We start from the raw sequence: 26,053 nt of genomic DNA on the forward strand, positions 1-26,053 counted from the left end.
GGGTTAATTATGGATATAAATACAAAAAAACTAATGAAAAACGCATTTCGTGTTACTAAAAATAGAGGCATTACAGCTATTAGAATAAGAGTTCCGGGTGGATATTTAGAGGCAAAGTATTTAAATATATTACAAGAAGTAGCAGATAAATATGGGAATGGAAGTCTACATTTAACCACTAGACAAGGCTTTGAAATACCCGGAATAGACATGAAATATATTCCCGAAGTAAATAAACTAATTCAACCCATAATTGAAGGTTTAGAGATAAATCAAGAAGCTATAGATGGTGGGTATCCAGCTGCAGGTACAAGAAATGTGACTGCTTGTATAGGTAACAAGGTCTGTCCTTTTGGTAATTATGATACGACTGCATTTGCCAAGAAAATTGAAAAAGCCATTTTCCCTAATGACCTACATGTTAAAGTGGCCTTAACAGGTTGTCCAAACGATTGTATGAAAGTAAGAATGCACGATTTTGGTATTATCGGTATGACTGAACCCCAATATGATCCAAATCGCTGTGTGGGCTGTCAAGCTTGCGTGACTAATTGTGAAAAAAGATCAGTAGGGGCACTTAAGTTTGAAAACTTTAAAGTTGTACGTGACCATGATAAATGTATTGGTTGTGGTGAATGTATTACAAAATGTCCGAACGGTGCTTGGACAAGAAGTAAAGAGAAATATTATAAATTAGTAATCATGGGTAGAACAGGTAAAAAGGATCCAAGATTAGCAATGGATTTCATTAAATGGGTAGATGAAGATAGTATAATTAAAATAATTGTTAACACCTATGATTATGTACGTGAATATATTGATAAAGATGCTCCTGGTGGAAAGGAACATGTGGGCTACATCGTTGATCGGACAGGACTAAAAGTATTTAAAGATTATGTTTTAAAAGATGTAAAATTAGGTGAAAAAGCTGTACTAAGTGATAAGAATTAACACTACGTTTAAGGCGTAGTGTTTTTTTGTGTAATAATTTCTTGACAAGACCAGTAAAGATGTTATAATTGCAAGAAAATTACAATTTACTATTATTCAATTTAAAAGTAACTTTATGGAGGATGGTTAGGATGGAGAAAGAAAGCAAAAATATTGTGTTAATTGGTATGCCAGGATGTGGAAAAACAAGTATAGGAAAAAACTTAGCAGAACAGTTAAAGATGAATTTCATAGATGTAGATGAATATATTGAACAAAAAATGCAAATAAGTATTCCAGAAATATTTAAACAAGGTGAAGAACATTTTAGAAAAATTGAAACTAGGTGTATAGAAGAACTAAGCAAATTATCATCTACTATTATTTCTACAGGTGGCGGAGTAGTTAAATCACCTTTAAATATCGAGTTTTTAAAGGAAAATGGAATAATTATTTTTATTAATAGACCGTTAGAAAATATTGTAAATGATATTGATATTGGTGTTCGTCCTCTTTTAGCAGATGGTAAAGAAAAAATATTTAAGCTCTATCAAGATAGAATCGGGCTTTATAATAAATATAAGGATTATGAAATAATTAATGATAGTTCTCTAGAAAATGTGATGGAAAAAATGAGTGAAATTTCTCAAAAAATTTCTTGACAAAAGGATATTAAGAATAATATAATGATAAAAATTAATAATAATAAAAGCAATGCGTAGGGAGAGTAGCTATTTTCGAAACATTTCAGAGAGCCGGTGGTGGTGGGAGTCCGGTATGATTAGAGATAGTGAATGGGCCTACAAGCTGTAGACTGAAATTACTTTTAGTAAGAGTAGGAAACTACCGGAGCACTTCACCGTTAAAAGAAGTCGGGTATCGGATTGAATTAAAATAATCTCGTACTTTGTCTTATAGGCTTTTTGCTTATAAAGGTGGTATAGCGAAATTAACCTTTCGTCCTTTATGGATGGAAGGTTTTTATTTTATTCATTTCCCGTACTTAAAGAGAGGGGCTTTTGCCCAATTAAGGTGGTACCGCGAAAACTTTTCGTCCTTTTGGATGGAAAGTTTTTTTTTATTTTTAAGGAGATTAATATAAGGAGGTAAACTTATGTTTCCAGAGACTAAGGAAGATTTTTTAACGCTTACTAAGAAAGCTAATTTAATTCCTATTTATAAGGAATATTCATCTGCACTTGAAACGCCCTTAGCTGTTTTTTTAAAGCTAAAAAGTAATAAACATGCGTTTTTATTAGAAAGCGTAGAAAGAGGAGTCCAAATGGGGAGGTTTTCTTTTGTTGGATTTGAGCCTAGGGCAATATTTAAGGCTAAAGATAAAGAAATAAGTATAGAGGAACAAGGAGAAATCACCAATTACACTTGCCTTGACCCTTTAAAAGAAATAGAGGGAATTTTCCAAAAGTATATTGCTTTATCTGTACCAGAACTACCTATGTTTTCAGGGGGAGCGGTAGGTTACTTTGGTTATGACATGATTAGAAACTGGGAGGATATACCTAAGGGTAATATTAAGGATACTGATTATCCTGATTGTTTATTAATGTTTACCGATCAGCTAATTATCTTTGATCATGTAAAACAAACGATGAAAATTGTAATCAATGTCCATGTGGGGAATAATCCTGAGGAGCAATATCTAGAGGCTCTACAAAAGATAGAAATAATTAAGGCAAAATTAGATAGACCTATTCCTAAAGATAAATTACAGAAAAATAAACAAAAGGAAGAGTTAGATTTTCAGGAAAATACTACCCCAGAGGAATTTAAGGAAAAGGTAAAAAAGGCCAAGAAATATATTGAAAGCGGTGATATTTTTCAAGTTGTAATATCTCGCAAGATAGATTTTGAATTAAAGACAGATCCATTATTAATCTATCAAAGTTTAAGATCCTTAAATCCTTCTCCTTATATGTTTTACTTAGACTTTGCTGATATTAAGCTAGTTGGTTCATCCCCAGAAATAATGGTCAAAGTAGAAAATAATAGGGCTGAACTAAGACCGATTGCGGGAACTAGACCAAGAGGAAAAACTGCAGAAGAAGATAGTGTTCTTATAGAAGATTTATTAGCTGATGAAAAGGAAAAGGCAGAACATTTAATGCTTGTTGATTTAGGTCGAAATGATTTAGGAAGAGTTAGCCAGTATGGAACTGTAAAGGTAGAAGAATTTATGAAGGTAGAAAAATATTCGCATGTTTCTCATTTAGTATCTAAAGTTACAGGAAAGTTAAAAGAGGGTTCAAATTGTTTTGATGTACTAAGAGCAAGCTTTCCTGCTGGGACGGTTTCAGGTGCACCTAAAATAAGAGCTATGCAAATTATTGATGAATTAGAAGGGGAGGCAAGAGGACCATACGCAGGAGCGGTAGGTTCTCTAGGTTATAACGGTAATCTGGATACTTGTATTACTATTCGGACTTTAATGATTAATAAAAATAGAGCAACTATTCAGGCAGGAGCAGGAATTGTTGCTGATTCTAACCCAGTAAATGAATATCTAGAAACGTGTAACAAAAAGGGGGCAATTTTAAAAGCAATAGAAATTGCTACGAAGGGGGAAGAAGATTGATTTTAGTAATCGACAATTATGATTCGTTTGTATATAACTTAGTTCAATATTTAGGATCCTTAGGAGAAGAAATTAAGGTAGTGCGTAATAATAAAATTACACTTAGCGAGATAGAGAAACTTAATCCTCTGAAAATCGTGATTTCACCAGGACCTGGTAAACCAGAAAATGCAGGAATTAGTAAAGATGTAGTTAGTTATTTTTCGGGAAAGATTCCTATTTTAGGGGTATGTTTAGGTCATCAATGTATTGGCGAAGTATTTGGAGCAAATATTTCTCAAGCAAAAAGTATTGTTCATGGAAAAACATCTATTATTACACATAGTGAAGGGGGAATCTTTAGGGGTATCCCACCAGGGATATTAGTAACGCGGTATCATTCTTTAGTTATTTTAAAAGAAAGCATACCGAAAAGTTTAAGCATAACTGCTGTTAGTGAGGATGGAGAAATAATGGCAATCAAGCACAAGGATTACCCTACGTATGGAGTACAGTTTCACCCTGAATCCATTGCAAGTCAGTATGGAAAAGAAATATTAGAAAACTTTCTCAAAATATAAAGAGAAAAATTGAGAGGAGATGAGCTTAGTTATGAAAGAGGCAATTAGTAGAGTAGTTAGAGGAGAAAATTTATCTATAGAAACGGCAACGAGTGTTATGAAAACAATTATGGAGGGTAATGCTACCCCTGCACAAATTGGAAGCTTTTTAACAGCATTAAGAATAAAAGGAGAAACACCAGAAGAAATAATTGGCTTTGCAAGAGTAATGAGAGAAAAAGCAATTTCTATTAAATCAACTCATCCTTTTTTAATCGATAGTGTGGGTACTGGAGGAGATGGAAGTGGAACTTTTAATATATCCACTACGGTATCTTTTGTAGTAGCAGGAGCAGGTCTAGCTGTAGCAAAACACGGAAATAGGTCAGTCTCTAGTAGATGTGGGAGTGCAGATGTATTAGAAGCTTTAGGAGTAAAGATTGATTTAAATAAAGAAGAAGTGGAAAGGGTTTTAAATAGCACAGGCTTAGGATTTATTTATGCTCCTAATTTTCATAAAGCTATGAAACATGCAATAAATCCCCGTAAAGAAATAGGGATAAGAAGCATTTTTAACCTTTTAGGACCTTTAACTAACCCTGCCCAGATTAAATATATGCTTTTAGGTGTATATGATCCTAATTTAACGGAAATTATTGCAGAGGTTTTAAGGGAACTAGGAATAGAAGGTGCGTACGTAGTTCATGGAGATAGTGGATTAGATGAAATATCAATAACAGGTCCTAGTAAAATTACACAGTTAAGTGAAGGAAAAATTATAAACTATGAAATTACACCTGAACAATTTGGTTTTGCACGGAGAAGTCTTGAAGAAATAAAAGGAGGTAATGCCGCTCTAAATGCGAGAATTACCCAAAAGGTTCTAAGAGGAGACAAGGGAGCTTTTAGAGATATTGTAGTCTTAAATAGTGCGGCTCTTTTTTGTACATCAAAATTAACCAAGGATTTATCAGAAGGGGTTCAGTTAGCTAAGGAAATTATTGATTCTGGTCTAGCCCAAAAAAAACTTAATGAATTAATAGAGGTTAGCAACAAAGTGGGAGGCGAGAGGTTATGATCTTAGAAAAAATTGTGGATTTTAAAAAAGAAGAAATAAAGCAAAAAAAGAAAGTAAAAGGTACTTTTAAAGATGCCTTAAATAAACCTGGAATTAGTTTAATTGCAGAAGTTAAAAAGGCCTCTCCTTCTAAAGGTGTTTTAAGGGAAAACTTTAATCCGGTCCAAATCGCTAAAGATTATGAAAATGGGGGAGCAAGGGCAATTTCAGTTCTGACTGATGCTAAGTTTTTTGGGGGATGTAGTGAAGATTTAACACTAGTTAAAGCAAATGTAAATTTACCAGTCTTACGCAAGGATTTCATTATTGATCCTATACAAATTTACGAAGCCCTATCTTTAGGTGCAGATGCTATTCTTTTAATTGTGGCAATCTTAACTGAAAAGAAGTTAAAAGAGTATATGCAAATAGCAGCGGACTTAGGTTTAGATGTTTTAGTAGAAGTACACAGTAGAGAAGAATTAGCAAAAGCTCTTGCTGTAGGAGCAAAAATTATAGGCGTTAATAATCGAGACTTAAGGAGCTTTCAGACAGATATCAAAGTCACCTTAAATTTAGCCGAGTTTGTACCTAGTGATTGTATCTTAGTAAGTGAAAGTGGAATTTCTAGTAAAGATGATTTAAAAAGATTACAAGAAGTAGGTGTAGATGCAGTTTTAGTGGGAGAATCTCTAGTAAAGGAAAAGGATATACAGGCAAAGATTAAGGATCTCTTGTCATGACTTGGATAAAAATTTGCGGAATTACAAATATCCCTGATGCTAAACTAGCCTGTTCCTTAGGAGCAGATGCTTTAGGTTTTATTTTTGCCCCTAGTACAAGAAAAGTAAATCCCAAAATTGCGCAGGAAATAATAAAAGATCTTCCTTTTGATGTAGAAAAAATTGGCGTATTTATGGATGAAGATATAAAGGTTGTTCAGGAAATTGCAGAATATTGTGGTTTAACGGGTCTCCAATTTCATGGTAAGGAATCACCGAAATATTGTAAGAATTTTGCTAAGTACAAAGTAATTAAATCTTTTCGGATTAAAGAAGAGCAAGATTTAGAAAAGACTAATGATTATTTAGAAAATGTTGACCTGATTTTACTTGATACCTATGTTCCAGCAGTTCCAGGAGGTACAGGAAAAACCTTTCCTTGGGAGATTGCTAGAAAGCAGGTCGGGGGAGGAGTTCCCGTAATTATTGCTGGGGGGATCAATGCTAGCAATGTAAATAAAGCCATTCGGGTAGCAAGTCCTTTTGGAATTGATATTGGAAGCGGAGTAGAAAGTGAGCCTGGAAAAAAGGATAAAGAAAAGTTAAGTAAGTTATTTAAGACTTTAAATTCTAAGGAGGAAATGAGATATGAATAGATTGGGATATTTTGGGGAGTTTGGAGGACAGTTTGTACCCGAGACCTTAATGCCTGCTTTAGAAGAACTAGAATCAGCTTATAATAAATATAAAAATGATGATGAATTTACAAAAGAGTACAACTATTATTTAAAAGATTATGTAGGCAGAGCTAATCCTTTATATTATGCACAGCAGTTAACTAAATATTTAAAGGGAGCAAAAGTTTATTTAAAAAGAGAAGATTTAAATCATACCGGATCTCATAAAATTAATAATGCCTTAGGTCAAGCCCTTTTAGCTAAAAGAATGGGGAAAAAAGAGTTATAGCTGAAACTGGTGCAGGTCAACATGGTGTTGCTACTGCTACAGCTGCAGCATTACTAGGACTTGAATGTGAAATATTTATGGGAAGGGAAGATGTACGTCGTCAAAGTCTTAATGTATTTCGGATGGAGCTTTTAGGAGCAAAGGTTAGAAGCGTAGAATCAGGAACAAAAACACTTAAAGATGCAACTAATGAAGCTTTACGTAACTGGGTAGCAACTGTAGAAAATACTCATTATATAATTGGCTCAGTCGTAGGACCACACCCTTATCCTTTGATGGTTAGAGATTTTCAAAGTATTATTGGAAAGGAAGTAAAAGAACAAATTCTAAAGCTAGAAGGAAAATTACCAGATTTATTAATTGCCCCTGTAGGTGGGGGAAGTAACTCCATGGGTCTATTTCACCCTTTTATAGATTCAAAGGTAGAGATGATTGGGGTTGAAGCGTACGGAAAAGGTATTGATACAGATCAGCATTCTGCATCTTTAACCCTAGGAACTAAAGGAGTATTACATGGAGCTTTAAGTTATTTACTACAAAATGAAGATGGTCAAATCTTACCAGCTCATTCTATTTCAGCAGGTTTAGATTATCCAGGAGTAGGACCTGAGCATAGTTATTTAAAAGATAGTAAAAGGGTAAAGTATGTAGGAATTACAGATAAAGAGGCATTAGAAGCCTTTAAATTATTATCGAGAGTAGAAGGAATAATTCCCGCGCTTGAAAGTGCTCATGCCATTGCCCATGCGTGTAAAATAGTTCCACAGTTAAGTAAGGATAAAACTATTGTAATTTGTCTTTCTGGTCGGGGCGATAAAGATGTAGCAGAAGTTTGTGATTTATTAAGGGGTGAAGTAAATGAATAGAATTGATCAAACTTTTAAAAAGCTAGCTAGTCAGAATAAGAAAGCATTAATTCCATATGTTAGCGTAGGAGACCCTAATTTAGAATTTACAGAAAGGTTAGTTTTAAAGCTAGCAGAAGAGGGAGCAGATTTAATTGAATTAGGTATTCCTTATTCAGATCCTGTAGCAGATGGACCAACTATTCAAAAGGCATCAGCCAGGGCACTATCTGGAGGGGTAACACTTGAAAAAATATTTTCTTTAATTTTACGCTTAAGAGAAAAAACGCAAATACCATTAATAATCATGAGTTACTTTAATCCCATCTATGTAAAAGGTATGGAAAACTTTACTAAAAAAGCATCTGCTAGCGGAATAGATGGAATTATTATTCCAGATTTACCAGTTGAAGAAGCGGGTATTTTTAATGAATTGGCCAAAGAACAGGGAATATATTTAATAAATTTAATAGCTCCGACTAGCAATAAAAGAATTAAGAAAATTGTCCAAAATTCTAAAGGATTTATTTATTGTGTAAGTAGCTTAGGTGTAACAGGAGCAAGGGCAGGAAACTTTAATAATTTAGAAACGTTTTTACAAAATATCCGAGCGGAAACTGATTTACCCTTAGCAGTAGGTTTTGGAGTATCTACTAGCGAGCAGGCTAAAAATATAGCTCAGTATGCAGAGGGTGTTATTATAGGAAGTGCTTTGATTAATCAGATTGAAAAAAATATAGATCAAAACTATTTTAATCAAGAAAAAGCATTAAGTGATGCTTCTAGTTTTATTAGGGATTTAAAAGGAGCCATGAGTATTTAATATTTCTAAAAATAGAAATATATAATTTATTTTAATGGGTTAGTAGCTTAAACATTTAAACACTAACCCATTAGTTTTAACGAACCAAACTTTTACATTTTTGTAGGAATATTTTTACGTTTTTTCTTCTTCAGCTATTTTTTCGGGACTCATTTTACCTCTACCCAATCTATCGCACAAGGAAAGAAGAGCAATATCTTCTAATTTAACTTCAGAAAGCATACTTTTAATCTTAGCAAATGGCAGATTTTTAACTACATAAAGAATTTGCATATGCCACCTAACCATTTTTGAAACCTCATGAATAAGGTTTTTTTCGGCACCTAAACTAGTTAAAAAATCCTGAGCTAATTTTTCGCCTAGTTTATCGTGATTATAGGCTGTTATTTTCCCCTTTTTAATTTTAGTAGCCGGTACCTTCCCTAAATCATGTAAAAGTGCTGACCACATGAAAACTCTAGGATTGCTGCTTTGATTTTTTCTACTTGCTGCGTGATCAACTACTTGCATGGTATGGTTCCAAACATTTCCTTCCGGATGATGCTGGGGTGATTGCTCAGTCTTTTTTAAATCTCTAAGCATGGTAAAAGGATAATTATCTAGAATATTATGCTCATTTAATAGCTTAGTAAAATAATTTGAGGGTTTTTCGTCATTTAATAAATGCTTTTCAAAATCTGTAAAGATAAATTGATTAGTTTTCATCTGATTACCTTTCGTTAAAAACATAATAATAATTTTATTTTGCGTAAGGCAAGTAGCGATTATGTGAGGAAAAATTTTGCTGTGAAATATAAGATCATTGTCTTTATTTGCTTAATAGAATGTAACCACTTTTAACCTTTTACATAAATTAAAGTAGAAGGGAAAAGGGAGGTTTTTTTATGCTTATTCATGTCGTGAAAAAAGGAGATACTCTTTGGAAGATAGCAAAAAAATATCGCGTTTCTATAGAAAGAATAATTGAAATTAATGAGCTTAAAAAACCAGATCAATTGGTCGTTGGTCTTGCATTATTAATTCCAGAAGAAAAAATCATTCATACTGTTAGAAAAGGAGAAACATTATGGCTTATTGTAAACAAATATGGGATTTCATTACAGACGTTAATTGATGCAAATAAGATTGCAAATCCTGATCTTATTTATCCTGGTACTAAATTAATTATTCCAAGAAAAGAAAAACCTACTATTGAAGTAAATGCCTATACTTACAAATTGGGTCAAGAAGCTGTGCCAATAGTAAAAAATGTTGGTGAATATTTAACTTATTTAAGTCCTTTTGCTTATTTAATTAAAGAAGATGGTAACCTTCAAAGTATATGGGATATGCCTGCAATTGAAGCGGCTTATGCTGAAAATGTAGTTCCCATGATGTCGATTACAAATTTTACTGTAACTCAACTTGGAGAAAATTTAGCCCATGTGATTTTGGCAAGTCCTGAAATTATCGAAAATTTACTTACAAATATTATTAATATAATGAAAGAAAAAGGTTATAAAGGATTAAATATTGATTTTGAAAATGTGCTTCCGAGGGACCGAGAACCTTATAATAACTTTTTAAGACGTGCAGTAAAACGATTACATGCAGAAAATTATTTTGTTTCCACTGCTCTTGCTCCAAAAGTTAGTTCAGATCAACCTGGTTTGTTATACGAAGCTCATGACTATGAAGCACATGGCAAGATTGTAGATTTTATAATCTTAATGACCTATGAATGGGGATATCGTTTAGGACCACCTCAAGCTATTTCCCCTTTAAATCAAATAAAGCGAGTGTTAGATTATGCAGTTTCTGTCATACCAAGAGAAAAAATATTCTTTGGTTTTCAAATATACGCAAGGGATTGGCTCTTACCACATGTAAAAGGTCAAGAGGCAGAAACATTTAGTGTAGCTGAAGCTATTGATAGAGCAATAAGATATGGTGCTGATATCCAGTATGATCAATTAACTCAATCACCATTTTATCGATATAAAGATGAACAAGGAAGAATGCACGAAGTTTGGTTTGAAGATGCTCGTAGTGCCAAGGCAAAATTTGATACAGTAAAAGAATATAATTTACGTGGCATAAGTTATTGGGCCTTAGGTTATCCATTCCCACAAAACTGGGTTTTGTTAGAAGATACATTTAACATTAAAAAATATTTGTAATATTGTTAAAAGGCATTTAGGTAGATGCCTTTTTTTATTTGTTTAAATTGATATAATGGACATAATATATTAAGAATTTAGGTGAGAATAATACAGGAGGTAATTATTCATTTTCTAGTAAATAAGGAGAAGAATTATTCGTCTGTAATAGAATTTCAGAAATAAATATTAGCTAAAAAATATTGTAACAAGTTATTTTAAAGGATATATTTTATAATAAGGTTAAAACTAGTAAAAGGCAGGTGACATTAATAATTGATTGAACTACTTCAAGGCTATGGTTTATGGGGCATTTTTATATTATCTTTTTTGGAAGCAATTTTTTTCCCAGTCCCAGTGGAAGCAATTTTAATACCTTTTTTAGTATTACATCCAGATAATATGATTTTAGCAATCTTTTTAGCTACAATGGGTTGCTTATTAGGTGGGATAATTGGTTATAAGATCGGGCAAACAGGAGGAGTCAAGGTTGCTCATAGATTTATCAGTCCAGAAAAAATGGATTCTGGAATACTTTTTTATCATAAATATGGAGGCTGGGCGCTTGCACTTGCTATTTTGACTCCTTTACCTTATAAAGTTTTTACAATAGTTTCGGGCATTTTACAAATGAACTTTGCAAAGTTTGTCTATACTACTGTTTGGAGTAGGCTAGTAAGAATCACTATTATTAGTTTACTTACCGTGTATTATGGAGCTTATATTTTTGAAAATGCGTTAACCCTTTTTATGAATAATAAAACAATATTTTTAATTCTCGTGTTAATTATAGCTATAGCATATGGATATTATAGACATCGGATGAAAACCAAAGTGTAAAGCGATGAATATTAAAAATATTGATCGCTTTTGATTATTTAAGAACAATTTTATGTACAAATTTTGACTTTTTATAATTTTTATTGACTTTAAATTTACTATATGTTAAAAATACATTGTTTGTATTGATTATATGGTACAATGATACTTACATTTAATTTTTATAAGGGGGGTAGAAATTGTCAGAAGAAGTAATTAGATTAGTTAATATCTCTAAAAGCTATGATGGTGAAGAAGTCTTAAAAGGCATTAATCTTTATATTCTGAAAAATGAATTTCTTACTTTATTAGGACCTAGTGGTTGTGGCAAAACTACTACTTTAAGGATAATAGGTGGCTTTGAAGAGCCTAATAAGGGAGAAATTTTTTTTTAATGGATTAAATGTAGAGAAAATTCCACCTTTTAAAAGAAAGGTTAACACAGTATTTCAAAAGTATGCACTTTTTCCTCATATGAATGTTTTTGAAAATGTAGCTTTTGGATTAAAAATAAAAAAACTCGATAAAAATGTTATAGAAAAGAAAGTTAGTGAAATGCTAAAGATAGTGAATTTACCAGGTTATGAAAAACGATCTGTTGATTCATTAAGTGGGGGACAGCAGCAACGGGTTGCTATTGCAAGAGCACTAGTAAATGAACCAGAGGTTTTGTTATTAGATGAACCACTAGGTGCATTAGATTTAAAACTTAGAAAAGATATGCAAACAGAGCTTAAAAATATTCAACAAAGCTTAGGCATTACTTTTGTATATGTTACCCATGACCAAGAAGAGGCATTAACCATGTCTGATACGATTGTGGTCATGAATAATGGGGTAATTCAGCAAATAGGAACACCTATAGATATTTATAATGAACCTAAAAATGCTTTTGTTGCCGAATTTATCGGAGAAAGTAATATTATTGACGGTATTATGCTTAAAGACTTTTTAGTTAATTTTGCAGGTCGAGAATTTGAGTGTTTAGATAAAGGTTTTGGTACTAATGAAGAGGTAGATGTTGTAATAAGACCAGAAGATATTGAATTAGTTGGGGTAGAACAAGGTATGTTACAAGGCATGGTTGAGTCAGTAGTTTTTAAAGGTGTACACTATGAAATGATGATTTCTAATCAAGGTTTTAATTGGATGGTTCACAGTACGATTATGAAACCAGAAGGAACAAAGGTAGGTTTTTCCTTTAACACCGAAGATATTCATATTATGAAGAAGGTTAGAGAAGAATGAAAAAAACTTTACTAGCTTATCCTTATGTACTGTGGGCAATTATATTTATAATTTTTCCTCTTTTATTAGTTTTGTTTTATAGTGTAATTATTGCAACAGATTCTGGGTTTACCTTTACCCTGGTGCATTTTAAACGAGTTTTTGAACCTTTGTATCTGACTTTGTTTTGGCGTTCAATAAAACTTGCTGTAATATGTACATTAGTTTGTTTAGCTATTGGTTACCCGATGGCGTATCTATTATCAGGTTTAAATGTAAAGCTAAGGAATATTCTCATTCTATTATTTGTTGTTCCCATGTGGATGAATTTTTTAGCTAGAACATATGCGTGGATGACTTTACTTGAAAAAAACGGACTTATTAATGAGATTTTAATGTTTTTACATTTACCTACTATTAATATTTTATACACGGATTATGCTGTAGTTTTAGGTATGGTTTATAACTTTTTGCCTTTTATGGTGTTGCCGATTTATTCAGTTTTAATTAAAGCGGACAAGTCCCTCATTGAAGCGGCGGGAGATTTAGGGGCAACTCCGGTTACTGTTTTTCGCAGAATAACTTTTCCGTTAAGTTTACCTGGTGTGATGAGCGGAATAACAATGGTATTTATGCCAGCCGTGACCACTTTTGTTATCTCTAGACTTTTAGGTGGAGCTCATTATTATCTTATTGGTAATTTAATTGAGCAACAATTTACTACCTCTTATGACTGGGGGTTTGGTTCTGCCCTTTCAACTGTACTTATGATTATGATTCTATTAAGTATAGGATTTATGTCTAGGTACGAGAAGGAGAATGAAGGGGGTAGACTATGGTGAAAAATTTTATTAAGAAAAGCTATATATTTTTAATATTTTTCTTTTTATATGCACCGATTTTTGTACTAATAGTCTATTCGTTTAATGAATCAAGATCGAGAGCTAATTGGACAGGCTTTAGTACAAAATGGTACAAGATGTTATTTGAAGATCAATATATTATGGATTCCTTGTATAATACTCTTAGTATAGGTTTAATATCAGCACTTATTGCTACAATTATTGGAACAGCTGCAGCAATAGGAATACATAGTATGAGAAAACATCAAAAAATGATAGTAATGAATGTAACTTATTTACCCGTTTTAAATCCAGATATAGTAACAGGAATTGCAATGATGCTATTATTTATTGTTATTAGTATACCTAGAGGATTTACTTCTCTTTTAATAGCACATATAACTTTTAATATTCCTTTTGTAATTATCTCGGTATTACCAAAGCTGAAGCAATTAAGTAAGCATACATTAGAAGCAGCTCTGGACTTAGGGGCAACTCCTTTATATGCTTATAATAAAGTAATACTTCCCCAAATATCATCGGGGATATTTACAGGGTTTTTATTAGCCTTTACCATGTCAATAGATGACTTTATAGTGAGCTTTTTTACAACAGGATCAGGAGTGTCTAATTTAGCAATAACTATTTATTCAATGGCACGAAAAGGGATAAATCCTAAAATCAATGCTATCTTAACAATTATGTTTATCAGCGTCTTGATTTTATTAGTTATAATTAATAATAGAATGGAAAAGGATGCTAAAAAAAATAAAGTATAAATTATACGAGGGGGAAAACTATTGAAAAAAAATCTTAAATTATTATTACTACTTTTGCTTACGACTTGCTTTATTTTAAGTGGATGTGGAAATGATAAAAAACCAACAATTACAGTATATAACTGGGGAGACTATATTGATAAATCTGTACTTAAGGATTTTGAAAAAGAACATGATATTAGGGTTATTTATGAAGAATATGCTACAAACGAAGATATGTATGTAAAGCTAAAAGCAGGCGGTGGGGACTATGATGTTATTTTCCCATCAGATTATATGATTAAAAGATTAATTGATGAGGATATGTTACACAAAATTGATTTAAACAAAGTACCTAATTATAAAAATATTGAAGATAGATTCAAAAATTTAGGATATGATCCTAATAATGAATATTCAGTACCATATATGTGGGGTACAGTTGGTATTATGTATAATAAAACGATGGTCAATGAACCCGTAGATAGCTGGAGAATTTTATGGGATGATAAATATAAAAAGCAAATTTTAATGCAATATAGTCAGCGTGATGCAATTGGAATTACTTTAAAAATGTTAGGCTATTCATTAAATACGAAGAATACAGCTGAATTAGAAGAAGCAAAAGATATGTTAATTAAACAAAAACCTTTAGTTCTTGCTTATGTTGTAGATGAAGTAAAAGATAAAATGATCGGTAATGAAGCAGCTTTAGCAGTTATTTGGTCAGGAGAAGCTCCTAATATGATTGAACAAAACCCGGATTTAGAATATGTAATTCCTAAAGAAGGTACTAATTTATGGTTTGATGCTATGGCAATTCCAAAGTCTAGTCAACATAAAGAAGAAGCCGAACTGTTTATTAACTATTTATGTGAAGCAGAAGCAGCTTTTAAAAATTCAGATTATATAGGGTATGCAACTCCAAATTCAGAAGCTAGAAAGATGCTTCCAAAGGAAATAACTTCAAATAAACTTTTCTATCCTGAACCTGATGATTTAGATAATAGTGAGGTATTTGTTGACCTTGCAGATTCATTAGCTGAATATGATAGGATTTGGACAGAAGTACAGGCAAAATAATACAGAGAAAAGGAAATATTAATTATCAAAACTCAAATGATCGAACAATTTAAGTCCACTGGGAAATTTACCGGTGGATTTTTTTGTGCCTTTTTTTATTTTGAGCATATACATATTGTACCTGGATTATGGGGGGATATATATGGATGGCTTAAATATAATTGCTAAAGAGATTAAAGAAATGCAAGGTAGATTAAGTTTTTATGGTTATAAAGTGGGAGTTTCGCAAAATGGTTGGGAAAGGATGTATTATGAAAACCTTATTTATCAAGAGACTTTTAAATTTGAGAAGTTACTGAAAAAGGCTTATAAGACTGTGAAGGACGATTCTAATAATAATCCAGTACAAGAATTTACTTTAGAAGAATTAGCTTATTTTGATGGTTCTAATGGCAAGCCTGCTTATGTAGCCATTAAGGGTTTTGTCTATGATGTAAGTTTAAATGCTACTTGGGGAGGAGGCAGTCATTTTGGGCTAATTGCAGGAAAAGATCTAACAGCTCAATTTTTAGGATGTCATCCTAGGGAAGAAGTTTTAAGGGTATTACCTAAGGTAGGGGTGGTTAAATAATGAACAAATGCCCAATAGTTTCATCTAAGGATAAAACTTCAGAAACATTAATTAAAGAAGCTATTAAAAAGATTGAAAAAACTTCAAAAGAGAAAATAAATTTAGTTTGGATTGAGGCTACAGGTTGTTCAGGTAATATTATTTCTTTATTAAATGCTGCTGATCCTGATGTGAATTATTTTCTGAAGAAAATGGTTAATTTTAAGTACAATAATAGTTTAATGGCTCCTGAAGGTGAAAGAGCCTATGAAGTATTTTTAGAAACTTTAAAAACCGAGTTTATTCTTGTCGTTGAAGGAGCAGTATCTACAGCGGATAACGGTTTATATACTGTACTAGCAAAATATCAAGGTGAATATATTACAGCTATGGAGGCAATTAAAAAGGCAGGTGAAAAGGCAAAATATATTTTAGCCGTAGGGACTTGTGCAAGTTTTGGAGGTATTTCTGCAGCAGATCCTAATCCTTCTAAGAGTATTAGCGTTGGAGAATTTCTAAAGAAAGAGATAATAAATATCCCTGGCTGTCCAGGTCATCCAGAGTGGATAATAGGTACCATCGCTCATTTAATTAGTTTTGGATTACTAGAATTAGATCGTAAACAAAGACCTATTGTTTTTTATGGAATTACTATTCATGACCATTGTCCACGAAGGTCTTATTTTGATAAAGGTATCTTTGCCCAAAAACTTGGAGATAAAGAATGCATGTTTAAACTTGGTTGCAGAGGACCAGTTACAAGAACAGATTGTCCTTATAGAAGATGGAATGATACCGATAATTGGCCAATAGGTAATAATACCCCTTGTATTGGTTGTGCAACAGAAGGTTTTCCAGATGGAATGCAGCCTTTTATTAGATATTAAAAAGTGAGGTAATTATGGCGAAAATAACAATTAACCCATTAACGAGAATCAGTGGTTTTTTAGAAATAGAAGTAGAGGTTGAAAAGAACAAAATTATTAATGCTAAAAGTAGTGGCATGCTTTTTAGAGGTTTTGAAAAAATGTTAAAGGGTAGATCCCCTTTAGATTCAGTATATTTTACTCAGCGCATTTGTGGAATTTGTTCAACTGCTCACAGTATGGCATCTAGTCTAGCCCTGGAAAATTTACTAAATATTGAAGCGAGTAATAATGATAAGATGATTAGGGATTTTATGCATGGCTGTGAATTTATCCAAAATCATTTACGACATTTTTATCAATATTCGCTACCAGATTTTGTCTATATTCCAAGTATTTCTCCATTAGGAAAGGAAAAAATGACAAGGTTACCTGAAAATATTAATAATAAATTAGCTAATAATTATTTCACATCCTTGGAATATAGTAAAATGGCACATGAAATGTTAGCTGCCTTAGGAGGAAAGGCTCCTCATAATCATGGTATCTTTGTGGGAGGAGTAACAGTAAATTTAGATATTGATATTTATAATCAGATAAAATTTATGCTGGAAAAGATTAAAACTTTTGTAGAACAGGAAATGATTACAGATGTTTCTATCCTTGCGAAATATTATCCAGAGTACTTTGAAAATGGAATTGGTTATAAAAATCTAATGACTTTTGGTTCTTATAACAATTATCAAGAACCTGAACTTAACTTTGTTAATCCTAAGGTTTTAGTTGGTGGCAAAATTTATCCTTTTGATGCTAATAAAATAACAGAGAATATCCATTATTCTTGGTATAGAGGAGAAGACAAAGAATATATTCCTTATGATGAGATGGTAGAAGTAAATCGCGAAAAAGAAAATGCCTATTCTTTTATTAAAGCTCCACGCTATGGCGGGCTTCCCATGGAGGTGGGACCCCTTGCTAGAATGTATTTAAGTGGTGAGTATAATAGAGGAATATCAACCATGGATAGAATAATTGCAAGAGTTTTAGAAGTAAGGAAAATAGTAAATATTCTTGAAGGATTATTACAAAGGTTTAAGCTAAGGCCGGCAGAACAAAAGGTATATGTTGTAAATGATGGACAGGGAAAATGTTTAATCGATACTACAAGAGGGGGATTAGGTCACTGGATAGAGGTAAAAGACAATAAAATTGAACATTATGAAATTATCACACCTACAGTTTGGAATTTATCACCGAGGGATTCTAAAGGGCAGCTCGGTGTAATTGAAAAAGCTTTAATTGGCACAGAAATAGAAGATATAGGTAATCCAGTAGAAATTGGAAGGATAGTGCGTTCCTATGATCCTTGTGTCTCTTGTGCTACGCATATAGTGAGTGATGCTTTTTCTCCTTTTAAGATCAGGATAATTTAAATGAAAAAGGTATTTGCAATTGGAAATATAATGATGAAAGATGATGGGATAGCAATACACATTGTCCGGAATTTAACTACTTATTTAGAAGAACAAGGCTATCAAGTTTTTTTAGGAGAAACGGACTTTAATTATTGTTTGCGTAATATTGAAAATAATGATTTTTTGCTTATTATTGATGCAGTGTATCAGGGAAGTAATCCAGGGACAGTTAGCAGTTGGGAACTTAGTAAGATTATAACTACTCGTCAAAAGAGTATCTCTGCTCATCATCAGGGATTACTTAATAACCTGCATTGTAAACAAGTAAAAGGACATTTTATTGGTATCGAAATAGGCGAAGTTGATTTTGGCCTGGAATTAAGTAGTGTTATACAAGGTAGGTATGAGGATATTTTGAAAGAGGTAGTGGAAATAATTTCTTGTGTTAAATAATATTTGCGTATAAATACAGAACACCCAAACGTTAGGGATTTATCTAATGTTTAGGGTGTTTTCATTTTAGTTTAATATAAGTTTATTTTTAAAAGTTAGCTGAGTTTTCGACTTCACCTCGATTTAAATCTTTAATCATTTCAATAAACTCAGTAGTAACTTCAGAAAGGCTAGTGGAAGAGTTTTTTATGAAGCCAATTTTAAAAAAATTTCTTTAAAATTTAGAGGAATGGATTTGATGGAACAAGAGGGTACATTATCATGAAATTTTAAACCTAGATGAATTATATTAGTTGAAGAGATAATATTTAAAATATTATCCATATTATCAACTCTAATAACACTTAAAGGCTCAAATCCTATATCTTTAAAGAGAGGTAAAAACTTATCATAGTAACCATAAGAAGACACAACTAAAGGAAATTCTGCACAATCTTTAAGGTTAAAACTCTCTTTATGATATAAAGGGTTAGTAGGACCAAGATTAATGTGGATAGTTTCCGTAAAGATCTCCGTATACTCAAGGCGTTTTTTCTTAAATAATTCTAAATAGAAATTTTCTTGTTTATTACTAAAAGAGATAATACCAATATCAGATTTTCCGAGATTGAGATCATTAATTATATCTAAAGCTTTATTAGTTTTTAAATTAAAGTTAGTTGTATTATTATTATACTTCAAACAAAGTTTTACAAAAATATCTTGCACAAAAAGTAAGGATGGAGCAGATATATTTAAATTAAGTACATTGTTTTTAAATGTATTAGTAGTTAGTGTTTTAATGTAGTCTATATTTTCCATAATCGTTTCTGCATATTTTAGAAATTGCTCACCAATCTTTGTTAGTGATACGCCTTTATGGCTACGTGTAAAAATTGAAATATTTAGTTCGTTTTCTAACTCTTTAATACTTGCACTTAAATTAGGTTGGGAGATAAAGAGATTTTGGGCAGCTTTATTCATAGAGCCAGTTTTAGCAATTTCAACTACTTGAATAATATGAATTAATTTCACAAGATCACCTACCCTTTTTTACCTATTTATATTCTATTTTATCTTTTCGTAATACTAAATACAAATGATAAATTATTATTATATATATTATTGATAAGGGGTATATTGCTTAAATATTACCATTTTTTCAAATATCTCAATATAATGAACTTAAGAAAAGGGTAATCTTTAGCTGGCAAATATTATCTATTCTGTTTCCTGTACTTTCTTTAATTTAGTGTAAGAACTTAGCTAATAAATACAAAGAAAGGAGGGTAGTAATGTTATTTGATTAATAAATGGGTAATTAAGATAGTTAAAATTTATTGTTATTATTATTTAAAAGTCTAGAGGTTATTACCTTTATGAGAAACCTTTTATTTAGAGTATTTAGTAAAGAATCTTAGAGTTATCTAGACAATGGAATATGCTGATTTGAATTTACAGCTAATCGTTTAGCTGTAGTAGGCTAATTTATGTATTTAGAATTCAAGTACTAAGAAATCACCATTAAAAAATTAACCAAAAAATCTTTTGACTTATGAGCATTAAGAAAAATAGTATAGCAAAATGTATGAAAGGGAGTGGATTAGATGGAATTACAGAGCATTATCAATAGTCCTGGCTTATGGATTGCTAGTAGTTTTATGGTAATAATTATATTTGGAATTGCCTTAATATATTTCCGATTAGCTTTAAAGCAAGCCGAGAAACTGGGAATATCTAAAGAATTGAACAGGTCAGCTATAAGATCTGCAGCGATTACAAGTATAGGACCTTCATTTTCCTCAGTAATAGTACTCCTATCGTTAATAGCTGTAATTGGTGCACCAACAGCTTGGATGAGATTAAATGATGTAGGGGCAGCAAGGACGGAATTATCTATGGTTTCGATTGCATCAGGACTATTAGGTATAGATCCTTCATCAGCAGATTTTGGAGTTCAAGCATTTTCATATTCTATATGGGCAATGGCATTAAACAATTTAGGATGGTTTGTAGTAGCTTTAGTTTTAACGAGTAGAATGGGAAGAGCGGTAAACAAATTAAATCAAACGTATGATCCCAAATGGATTAGTCTGTTAATGTTAGGAGCCACTTTTGGAGTAACAGGGTTTTTACTATCTAATCAAATAATTTCAAAGTTACTTTTAGTTGATGTTCCATTTTTACAACGTATGGGAGGTTTATTACCAGCTATAGTATCAGCTTGCGTAATGCTGATAATTTCAAGGGTGTTTAAGAAACAAAAAAGGTTGCAAGAATTATCATTAGGGATAGCAATGTTAGTAGGAATCCTTGTTGCTCAAGGAGTTATTGGATAAATAGGGGGGGATTATAATGATAAAGGGTGAAAATGCAGATTTTAATAATCAAATTATTAAAATTGGTGTAATTGGGTTGAGTATGGCGATTGTAGCTAATTTTATACCAGCTCTATATTTATGGTTTGTTCATGGGGTTTGTCCTCCAATTGCAGATATATTTACTCTGTGGGGGTTAGCAGCTGCTGCCTTTGGAGTATCATGGGTAGTTCAACCAATAGCATACTATACTATTTTAGGGACAGCTGGAACTTATATGTCTTGGCTGTGTGGTAGTGTTATTGATATTCGTTTACCAGCAGTAACTATGGCACAAAAGGTTACCAATTTTGATGCAAATACAAAAGAGGGAGAAGTAATTTCAATTATAGGTGTCACGGTATCCATTTTTGTATCAGTATCAATGATAACAATATTTACACTGATTGGATATAAATTCTTGCCAATGTTACCAGAATTTATTAAAGAATCTTTTAAGTATATTCTTCCAGCATTATTTGGTGCTGTTTATGTAGAAATAATGAAAAAGAACTTTAAGGCAGGTTTGGGTACAATAGTAGTTGCCTTATTATTATATTTAGCCAGTTTCTTTAAAATAAATGCCGCTATAATGACCCTAACAATAGTAGCTTGCGGCATGATTGTTGCAAGAATAGTTTATAAATTAGAAAAAAGAGAGGATGAGTAAATTATGTTAAGTAGATTTCTAACAAGATTAAAGACTTTAACCAGTTTAGTTGGAGTAACTGGGTATGAGCAAGAGGTAATTAAATACTTGAGGGATGAGTTTAAAATGGTCTCAGATGAAGTAATCATTGATCCTCTTGGAAACCTTATTGCAGTAAAAAAAGGAACAGAAGATGGACCATCATTAATGCTTACTGCTCATGCAGATGAAATAGGATTTTGTGTTAAAAATATATTATCAAGTGGATTTATTCAATTTGAAAAGGTAGGTAATTTTTCAGACAAAATTTTAGCGGGCAGAGCAGTATGGATTATTTCTAATAACCAGAAGATTCCTGGGATAATTGGAATTAAGTCGAGTCATTTATCAACAGCAGAAGAAAAAAATAAAATACAATCTGTATCAGAACTATATATAGATTTGGGAACAAGCTCAAAAGAAGAAGTTGAAAAGCTTGGCATTAACATTGGAGATAGGATTATTCCACAAAGTGAATTATTTGAGATGAGTAGCGCTAATATGGTATGTTCTCGTGCATTGGATAATAGGATTAATTGTGCAGTAATACTGGAATTATTTCATGAGTTACAGGGAAAAGAATTTAAAGGTACTTTATATGGTGTAATAACAATTCAAGAAGAGTTAGCATATACCGGTGGCTCAGTTGTTGCCAATACTGTTGATCCTGATTATGCAATAATTCTGGATACTATTCCATCCATGGATACACCAGGAGTTAATTTAGAGTTAACGAATTGTATCCAACTTGGAAAAGGTCCAGCTTGCCCGTTGTCTTATGGTTTGGTTGGATTAGGAAATACTTATATTCACATCCATCCAGCAGTAAGAAAAATAATAGAAGAAAGTTCAAGGGAAGCAAATATAGATGTTCAGTATATTACTCTTTTACAAACTAATTATACTACAGATGCACCAATGATAGCTAAAAGTAACAAGGGGGTTCCTATTGGTACCTTAACTGTGCCTAGACGATATTCTCATAGTCCGCATGAGGTTGCAAATATAAGAGATGCGGTTGATTTAATAAAATTATTAAAGGTTATTGTTAAACGGAATGGGGAACAAAAAATATCATTTTTATTTAATGAAATATAAGTGATCATAAGTATTTTTTTGTTGGATTTTATTTAGGAAAAATTATTTATAATCCTAGATGCTAGTTATCATAGAACTGGTTAGATATAAGGGATAGAAGAATCTAGTTTTTCCTACCTTGTAGAAAATCCTTACCTAATAGTAATGTGATGGTAAGGATTTTCTGAGATTATAATAATTTGTGCTGATCTTATGTCTTTATGTTTATGATCAGTTTTTATTACCTAAATGCAATAGAAAATTGAAATACTAAAATGCTGTGATATTATGGAATATTAATTATTTATAAGTTATTTTAATTTGTCTTCAAATGCTTCGTCTGGAGTTAAATATTTTAAAATCTTTAGTGGGAGTGCATTGCATCAACTTTGCATACTAGCAATAGCTTCATTATAATATTGGTTAGTAAAAGGTGCCATTGGGGATGAAAAGTCGTATAAGAGCGTTATGGAGTACGTTTGTGCCTACCCCACTAGACCTATAAGTGTGTGCAAAATATACGTTGGTATCTGTTCCTATCTCTAATGATGAGAGTTCTGAAAACTCAAATCTATTGTCAGCTTAATAGTTTTAAAGACTTTTGAGAAACATTTTTTAGTTTCATTGATCAAGTTTATAAGAGCCCTTTAAACAGCTTCAGTTGTTGTGCCAGGGATTTTTCAGATTATTTCTTTTCGGGTATTGCGTTCAGTAATGGTGAATAGGACAGCATCAGACCTGTTTTTCTTTCCAATGAATTTATCAATCTCCAAGTGACCAAACTCAATACGATTATTAATGTGTTCGGGACGTTCGTCTATGCTAGTGCCAAGATGCCTTTTGTGTTTTCTGATTTTTCGTGGTTTAGTGGAACGTTTTACTTTTAAAGGTAAGTCAATATTTGCGATTTTAAGTAAACCAGTATCTACATAATTATAAAGTGTTTTAGTGCACACCATTTATTCTTTGTGAAATCTATTATACCTTCTGGCAGCTCCGCAAATAGCATCTAGTGAATGATTTTGTTAAAGAACAATTCTGCCACATGTATTATAAAAGTTTCACATTTAAGACGATAATGATGTATCATTTAAGTAGTCCATAGTGTGAACCACTACCTATAATTAATTGTTTGTGGTGAATTAATTATAGTACAGTTCGATCCACTATGAATTTCTTATTAGTTTAATTTGATTTTACAATGAAGCATTCTAATAATCTAAAGGTTTTTTTATATATTATTTAACAATGTAAAAGCATTTTTTTAGATAACCGATTAGTGTGAGCGTGGATTATCAAAACTTGGTGGTGTTGGTTCAGGCGCTCTAAAATGTTGTCCTGGCGTAGACAAATCAAAATAAAGTTTAGAATCTTCGGTAACTCCAAAGTCTTTGTTTGATCCTGTTTGTTGAATTTTATTTAAAGCTTCACGGAATAAAGCATTATGTGCTTCCTCACGATTAAGCAAGAAATCAATTGTTTCTCGTACATATTTATCATTTATTTGTCTATGCAAATGTTCGTAAACTACTTTTGCTCTTTGCTCTGCTGCAATATTTGATAAAATATCAGCTACTAAATCACCAGTTACATTGACATAGTTAGCTGTCCATGGAGACCCAGATGAATTCATTAGGGCTGGTGATAAACCTGTTAGAGTATGTGTTTCGATTTCTCCTGCTTGTACTTGTGTATAATCCACATCATGTCCATTTAATAGATTAATGGTTTGTGCAACCATTTCCATATGACTAAGTTCTTCAGCAGCAATATCTAAAAATAGATCTTTAATTGCAGGATCTTTAATTCTAAAACTCTGAGACATATATTGCATTGCAGCTTTTAATTCACCGTTTGGACCCCCTAGTTGCTCCTGCATTAATACGGCATATTGTGGATTAGGACGCTCAACCTTTACTTCCTGTAATAATTTTTTATCATGTTTAAACAAAATAAACACCTCCTGTGATTAGTATAATCAATTTTTATATTAATATTTATTTCTTTAAAAAAGTTTGACATTGTCTGTTGCTTTGCATATAATTAATAAAAATTAGTAACCTTTTGGGGGCATAGTATTATGGAAAAGATTATTAGAACTATTAATATAAATGCAGAAAACTTTAACTTTTTCTTTAGCCAAGGCTTTTTTAGCGTTGGTTTTTTCTGCTACAAAAAAATAGAAAATTATTATTCTAATGATCTTAAACCTGTATATATGTCTATTTAAAGGGACTTATATTTTTCTAGTATTTAAGAGAACTCATTAGATGGGTTCTCTTTTTTTATTAAAAAAGGAGGAATTATAATGGTAATTGTACTTAGACCTAACACATCAAAAGAGGATATTAATAAAATTAAAAACAAAATGGAGAGTTTAGGGTGTGCGGTATCTGAAACAATAGGTGAAAACAGAAGCATTTTAGGTTTAGTAGGAGATACAAGTAAAATTGACCCTGGCATAATTGAATCTAATAGAAACGTGGAAAAGGTATTATTTGTGCAAGAGCCTTATAAAAAAGCAAATAGACTTTTTCATCCTGGAAATTCAGTAATTAAGATTGGCGATCAAACTATTGGTGGAGATAAACTTGCAATTATCGCAGGACCTTGTTCAGTAGAGAGTGAAGACCAAATTACTAGTATTGCGCAAGATATCAAACAAGCTGGAGCAGGATTCTTAAGAGGAGGGGCCTATAAACCTAGAACCTCACCTTATAGTTTCCAAGGTTTAAAGATGGAAGGTCTAGAATTATTAAAAATAGCTAAAGAAAAAACAGGACTGCCAATTGTTTCTGAACTGATGTCAGCGGATGTCTTAGATAGCTTTCTTGAATATGTAGATGTAATTCAAATTGGTGCTAGAAATATGCAAAACTTTGATTTGTTAAAGAAAGTAGGTAAAACTAATAAACCTATACTTTTAAAAAGAGGGATGTCTTCTACAATTGAAGAGTTATTAATGTCAGCTGAATATATAATGGCAGAAGGAAATGAAAATGTTATTCTTTGCGAGCGTGGAATAAGGACCTTTGAAAGTTTCACAAGAAATACTTTAGATTTAAGTGCAATCCCTGCAATTAAAAGAAAAAGTCATTTACCTGTTATTATAGATCCAAGTCATGCTACAGGTTTATGGTGGATGGTTGAACCATTAGCTAAAGCAGCCATTGTAACAGGGGCTGATGGACTTATAATAGAGGTGCATAATGATCCTGCTAATGCAAAATGCGATGGACAACAATCAATTACCCCACAAAGATTTGCTAAATTAATGGAAACCTTAAAGAAAATAGCGGAGATTGAAAATAAAACTATCTAGTGTA

General features: G+C 32.0%; 26 protein-coding genes, 2 pseudogenes and 1 other annotated feature. Of the genes and pseudogenes, 24 read left to right on the top strand and 4 right to left on the bottom strand.

The genetic code is table 11. The features are described from left to right. Positions 1-9: 9 nt before the first annotated feature. The 9 genes and pseudogenes from asrC (at position 10) to trpA (ending at position 8,475) form a co-directional block, all read left to right on the top strand. Entirely contained in the window at positions 10-951 is a 942-nt protein-coding gene (gene asrC, locus B8965_RS06835; RefSeq protein WP_084053099.1) for a sulfite reductase subunit C, read from the top strand. 131 nt (positions 952-1,082) lie between these two features. Next, positions 1,083-1,592 (top strand): shikimate kinase, encoded by a 510-nt coding sequence (locus tag B8965_RS06840; RefSeq protein WP_084053100.1) that lies wholly within the window; start codon positions 1,083-1,085, stop codon positions 1,590-1,592. A 43-nt stretch (positions 1,593-1,635) separates the two neighbouring features. Continuing rightward, positions 1,636-1,992, top strand: a binding site (T-box leader). Between the two features lie 52 nt (positions 1,993-2,044). Then, positions 2,045-3,523 (top strand): anthranilate synthase component I, encoded by a 1,479-nt coding sequence (trpE, locus tag B8965_RS06845; protein WP_084053101.1) that lies wholly within the window; start codon positions 2,045-2,047, stop codon positions 3,521-3,523. After that, positions 3,520-4,083 (top strand): anthranilate synthase component II, encoded by a 564-nt coding sequence (locus tag B8965_RS06850; RefSeq protein WP_084053102.1) that lies wholly within the window; start codon positions 3,520-3,522, stop codon positions 4,081-4,083. The genes trpE and B8965_RS06850 overlap by 4 nt, the downstream gene beginning before the upstream one ends. Positions 4,084-4,114: 31 nt before the next feature. Then, positions 4,115-5,140 carry an anthranilate phosphoribosyltransferase gene (trpD, locus tag B8965_RS06855; RefSeq protein WP_084053103.1) on the top strand — a complete coding sequence of 342 codons (1,026 nt, stop codon included), beginning with the start codon at positions 4,115-4,117 and terminating at the stop codon, positions 5,138-5,140. After that, the gene (gene trpC, locus B8965_RS06860; RefSeq protein ID WP_084053104.1) at positions 5,137-5,862 is read left to right on the top strand and encodes an indole-3-glycerol phosphate synthase TrpC; all 726 of its coding nucleotides are present in this window, start codon (positions 5,137-5,139) and stop codon (positions 5,860-5,862) included. Before trpD ends, trpC begins: the two co-directional genes overlap by 4 nt. Further along, positions 5,859-6,497, top strand: coding sequence for a phosphoribosylanthranilate isomerase (locus tag B8965_RS06865; protein WP_084053105.1), 639 nt, complete (start codon positions 5,859-5,861; stop codon positions 6,495-6,497). Before trpC ends, B8965_RS06865 begins: the two co-directional genes overlap by 4 nt. Further along, positions 6,490-7,673, top strand: a pseudogene (gene trpB, locus B8965_RS06870) (tryptophan synthase subunit beta). Before B8965_RS06865 ends, trpB begins: the two are co-directional and overlap by 8 nt. Beyond that, entirely contained in the window at positions 7,666-8,475 is an 810-nt protein-coding gene (gene trpA / locus B8965_RS06875) for a tryptophan synthase subunit alpha (protein ID WP_084053106.1), read from the top strand. The pseudogene trpB and the gene trpA overlap by 8 nt, the downstream one beginning before the upstream one ends. Before the next feature lie 114 nt (positions 8,476-8,589). Here trpA and B8965_RS06880 read toward each other — a convergent pair whose 3' ends face one another. Continuing rightward, positions 8,590-9,180, bottom strand: coding sequence for an HD domain-containing protein (locus tag B8965_RS06880; protein WP_084053107.1), 591 nt, complete (start codon positions 9,178-9,180; stop codon positions 8,590-8,592). A 179-nt stretch (positions 9,181-9,359) separates the two neighbouring features. Between B8965_RS06880 and B8965_RS06885 the strand changes: the two genes are divergently transcribed. From B8965_RS06885 to B8965_RS06930, 10 genes and pseudogenes are all read left to right on the top strand, one after another. Further along, a complete protein-coding gene (locus B8965_RS06885; RefSeq protein ID WP_084053108.1) occupies positions 9,360-10,634 on the top strand; it encodes a glycoside hydrolase family 18 protein in 1,275 nt (424 codons plus the stop codon). Between the two features lie 255 nt (positions 10,635-10,889). Next, the gene (locus B8965_RS06890; protein ID WP_084053109.1) at positions 10,890-11,453 is read left to right on the top strand and encodes a YqaA family protein; all 564 of its coding nucleotides are present in this window, start codon (positions 10,890-10,892) and stop codon (positions 11,451-11,453) included. 179 nt (positions 11,454-11,632) lie between these two features. Further along, positions 11,633-12,680 (top strand): annotated as a pseudogene (potA, locus tag B8965_RS06895) (spermidine/putrescine ABC transporter ATP-binding protein). Next, entirely contained in the window at positions 12,677-13,501 is an 825-nt protein-coding gene (locus tag B8965_RS06900) for an ABC transporter permease (RefSeq protein ID WP_084053110.1), read from the top strand. Before potA ends, B8965_RS06900 begins: the two are co-directional and overlap by 4 nt. Further along, positions 13,495-14,280 (top strand): ABC transporter permease, encoded by a 786-nt coding sequence (locus tag B8965_RS06905; RefSeq protein WP_200805889.1) that lies wholly within the window; start codon positions 13,495-13,497, stop codon positions 14,278-14,280. The genes B8965_RS06900 and B8965_RS06905 overlap by 7 nt, the downstream gene beginning before the upstream one ends. A 21-nt stretch (positions 14,281-14,301) precedes the next feature. Further along, positions 14,302-15,342, top strand: a complete 1,041-nt coding sequence (locus B8965_RS06910) for an ABC transporter substrate-binding protein (RefSeq protein ID WP_084053111.1) — start codon at positions 14,302-14,304, stop codon at positions 15,340-15,342. Between the two features lie 142 nt (positions 15,343-15,484). Continuing rightward, a complete protein-coding gene (locus B8965_RS06915) occupies positions 15,485-15,913 on the top strand; it encodes a cytochrome b5 domain-containing protein (RefSeq protein ID WP_200805890.1) in 429 nt (142 codons plus the stop codon). Next, positions 15,913-16,779, top strand: coding sequence for a hydrogenase small subunit (locus B8965_RS06920; RefSeq protein WP_084053112.1), 867 nt, complete (start codon positions 15,913-15,915; stop codon positions 16,777-16,779). The genes B8965_RS06915 and B8965_RS06920 overlap by 1 nt, the downstream gene beginning before the upstream one ends. Positions 16,780-16,793: 14 nt before the next feature. Next, entirely contained in the window at positions 16,794-18,191 is a 1,398-nt protein-coding gene (locus B8965_RS06925; protein ID WP_084053113.1) for a nickel-dependent hydrogenase large subunit, read from the top strand. Then, the gene (locus B8965_RS06930; RefSeq protein ID WP_084053114.1) at positions 18,192-18,626 is read left to right on the top strand and encodes a hydrogenase maturation protease; all 435 of its coding nucleotides are present in this window, start codon (positions 18,192-18,194) and stop codon (positions 18,624-18,626) included. It begins immediately after the preceding gene. A gap of 186 nt (positions 18,627-18,812) precedes the next feature. Here B8965_RS06930 and B8965_RS06935 read toward each other — a convergent pair whose 3' ends face one another. Further along, entirely contained in the window at positions 18,813-19,640 is an 828-nt protein-coding gene (locus tag B8965_RS06935; RefSeq protein ID WP_084053115.1) for a LysR family transcriptional regulator, read from the bottom strand. A gap of 572 nt (positions 19,641-20,212) precedes the next feature. On the opposite strand from B8965_RS06935, the gene B8965_RS06940 reads away from it, so the two are divergent. Genes B8965_RS06940 through B8965_RS06950 form a run of 3 tightly spaced genes read left to right on the top strand, consistent with a single transcriptional unit; the run spans position 20,213 to position 22,748 of the window. Continuing rightward, positions 20,213-20,944 carry a DUF5058 family protein gene (locus B8965_RS06940; RefSeq protein ID WP_084053116.1) on the top strand — a complete coding sequence of 244 codons (732 nt, stop codon included), beginning with the start codon at positions 20,213-20,215 and terminating at the stop codon, positions 20,942-20,944. A 16-nt stretch (positions 20,945-20,960) separates the two neighbouring features. Continuing rightward, positions 20,961-21,632 (top strand): hypothetical protein, encoded by a 672-nt coding sequence (locus tag B8965_RS06945; protein WP_084053117.1) that lies wholly within the window; start codon positions 20,961-20,963, stop codon positions 21,630-21,632. A 3-nt stretch (positions 21,633-21,635) separates the two neighbouring features. Then, positions 21,636-22,748, top strand: coding sequence for a M42 family metallopeptidase (locus B8965_RS06950; protein ID WP_084053118.1), 1,113 nt, complete (start codon positions 21,636-21,638; stop codon positions 22,746-22,748). 659 nt (positions 22,749-23,407) lie between these two features. Here the strand turns inward: B8965_RS06950 and B8965_RS06955 are convergent. Beyond that, a complete protein-coding gene (locus tag B8965_RS06955) occupies positions 23,408-23,686 on the bottom strand; it encodes a hypothetical protein (protein WP_084053119.1) in 279 nt (92 codons plus the stop codon). A 317-nt stretch (positions 23,687-24,003) separates the two neighbouring features. Then, positions 24,004-24,678, bottom strand: coding sequence for a manganese catalase family protein (locus B8965_RS06960; protein WP_084053120.1), 675 nt, complete (start codon positions 24,676-24,678; stop codon positions 24,004-24,006). A gap of 129 nt (positions 24,679-24,807) precedes the next feature. Between B8965_RS06960 and B8965_RS12455 the strand changes: the two genes are divergently transcribed. Then, the gene (locus B8965_RS12455) at positions 24,808-24,957 is read left to right on the top strand and encodes a hypothetical protein (protein ID WP_159446299.1); all 150 of its coding nucleotides are present in this window, start codon (positions 24,808-24,810) and stop codon (positions 24,955-24,957) included. 78 nt (positions 24,958-25,035) lie between these two features. Next, positions 25,036-26,049 carry a 3-deoxy-7-phosphoheptulonate synthase gene (gene aroF, locus B8965_RS06965; protein WP_084053121.1) on the top strand — a complete coding sequence of 338 codons (1,014 nt, stop codon included), beginning with the start codon at positions 25,036-25,038 and terminating at the stop codon, positions 26,047-26,049. Positions 26,050-26,053: the final 4 nt, after the last annotated feature.

Source organism: Desulfonispora thiosulfatigenes DSM 11270 (assembly GCF_900176035.1).
GTDB lineage: Bacteria > Bacillota > Peptococcia > Peptococcales > Desulfonisporaceae > Desulfonispora > Desulfonispora thiosulfatigenes.

Excerpts from the sequence above, each read along its gene's own strand:
- asrC (WP_084053099.1), top strand. The coding sequence starts at position 10 with ATGGATATAAATACAAAAAAACTAATGAAAAACGCATTTCGTGTTACT.
- B8965_RS06840 (WP_084053100.1), top strand. The coding sequence starts at position 1,083 with ATGGAGAAAGAAAGCAAAAATATTGTGTTAATTGGTATGCCAGGATGT.
- trpE (WP_084053101.1), top strand. The coding sequence starts at position 2,045 with ATGTTTCCAGAGACTAAGGAAGATTTTTTAACGCTTACTAAGAAAGCT.
- trpD (WP_084053103.1), top strand. The coding sequence starts at position 4,115 with ATGAAAGAGGCAATTAGTAGAGTAGTTAGAGGAGAAAATTTATCTATA.
- trpC (WP_084053104.1), top strand. The coding sequence starts at position 5,137 with ATGATCTTAGAAAAAATTGTGGATTTTAAAAAAGAAGAAATAAAGCAA.
- B8965_RS06865 (WP_084053105.1), top strand. The coding sequence starts at position 5,859 with ATGACTTGGATAAAAATTTGCGGAATTACAAATATCCCTGATGCTAAA.
- trpA (WP_084053106.1), top strand. The coding sequence starts at position 7,666 with ATGAATAGAATTGATCAAACTTTTAAAAAGCTAGCTAGTCAGAATAAG.
- B8965_RS06880 (WP_084053107.1), bottom strand. The coding sequence starts at position 9,180 with ATGAAAACTAATCAATTTATCTTTACAGATTTTGAAAAGCATTTATTA.
- B8965_RS06885 (WP_084053108.1), top strand. The coding sequence starts at position 9,360 with ATGCTTATTCATGTCGTGAAAAAAGGAGATACTCTTTGGAAGATAGCA.
- B8965_RS06900 (WP_084053110.1), top strand. The coding sequence starts at position 12,677 with ATGAAAAAAACTTTACTAGCTTATCCTTATGTACTGTGGGCAATTATA.
- B8965_RS06905 (WP_200805889.1), top strand. The coding sequence starts at position 13,495 with ATGGTGAAAAATTTTATTAAGAAAAGCTATATATTTTTAATATTTTTC.
- B8965_RS06915 (WP_200805890.1), top strand. The coding sequence starts at position 15,485 with ATGGATGGCTTAAATATAATTGCTAAAGAGATTAAAGAAATGCAAGGT.
- B8965_RS06920 (WP_084053112.1), top strand. The coding sequence starts at position 15,913 with ATGAACAAATGCCCAATAGTTTCATCTAAGGATAAAACTTCAGAAACA.
- B8965_RS06925 (WP_084053113.1), top strand. The coding sequence starts at position 16,794 with ATGGCGAAAATAACAATTAACCCATTAACGAGAATCAGTGGTTTTTTA.
- B8965_RS06930 (WP_084053114.1), top strand. The coding sequence starts at position 18,192 with ATGAAAAAGGTATTTGCAATTGGAAATATAATGATGAAAGATGATGGG.
- B8965_RS06940 (WP_084053116.1), top strand. The coding sequence starts at position 20,213 with ATGGAATTACAGAGCATTATCAATAGTCCTGGCTTATGGATTGCTAGT.
- B8965_RS06945 (WP_084053117.1), top strand. The coding sequence starts at position 20,961 with ATGATAAAGGGTGAAAATGCAGATTTTAATAATCAAATTATTAAAATT.
- B8965_RS06950 (WP_084053118.1), top strand. The coding sequence starts at position 21,636 with ATGTTAAGTAGATTTCTAACAAGATTAAAGACTTTAACCAGTTTAGTT.
- B8965_RS06955 (WP_084053119.1), bottom strand. The coding sequence starts at position 23,686 with ATGGTGTGCACTAAAACACTTTATAATTATGTAGATACTGGTTTACTT.
- B8965_RS12455 (WP_159446299.1), top strand. The coding sequence starts at position 24,808 with ATGGAAAAGATTATTAGAACTATTAATATAAATGCAGAAAACTTTAAC.
- aroF (WP_084053121.1), top strand. The coding sequence starts at position 25,036 with ATGGTAATTGTACTTAGACCTAACACATCAAAAGAGGATATTAATAAA.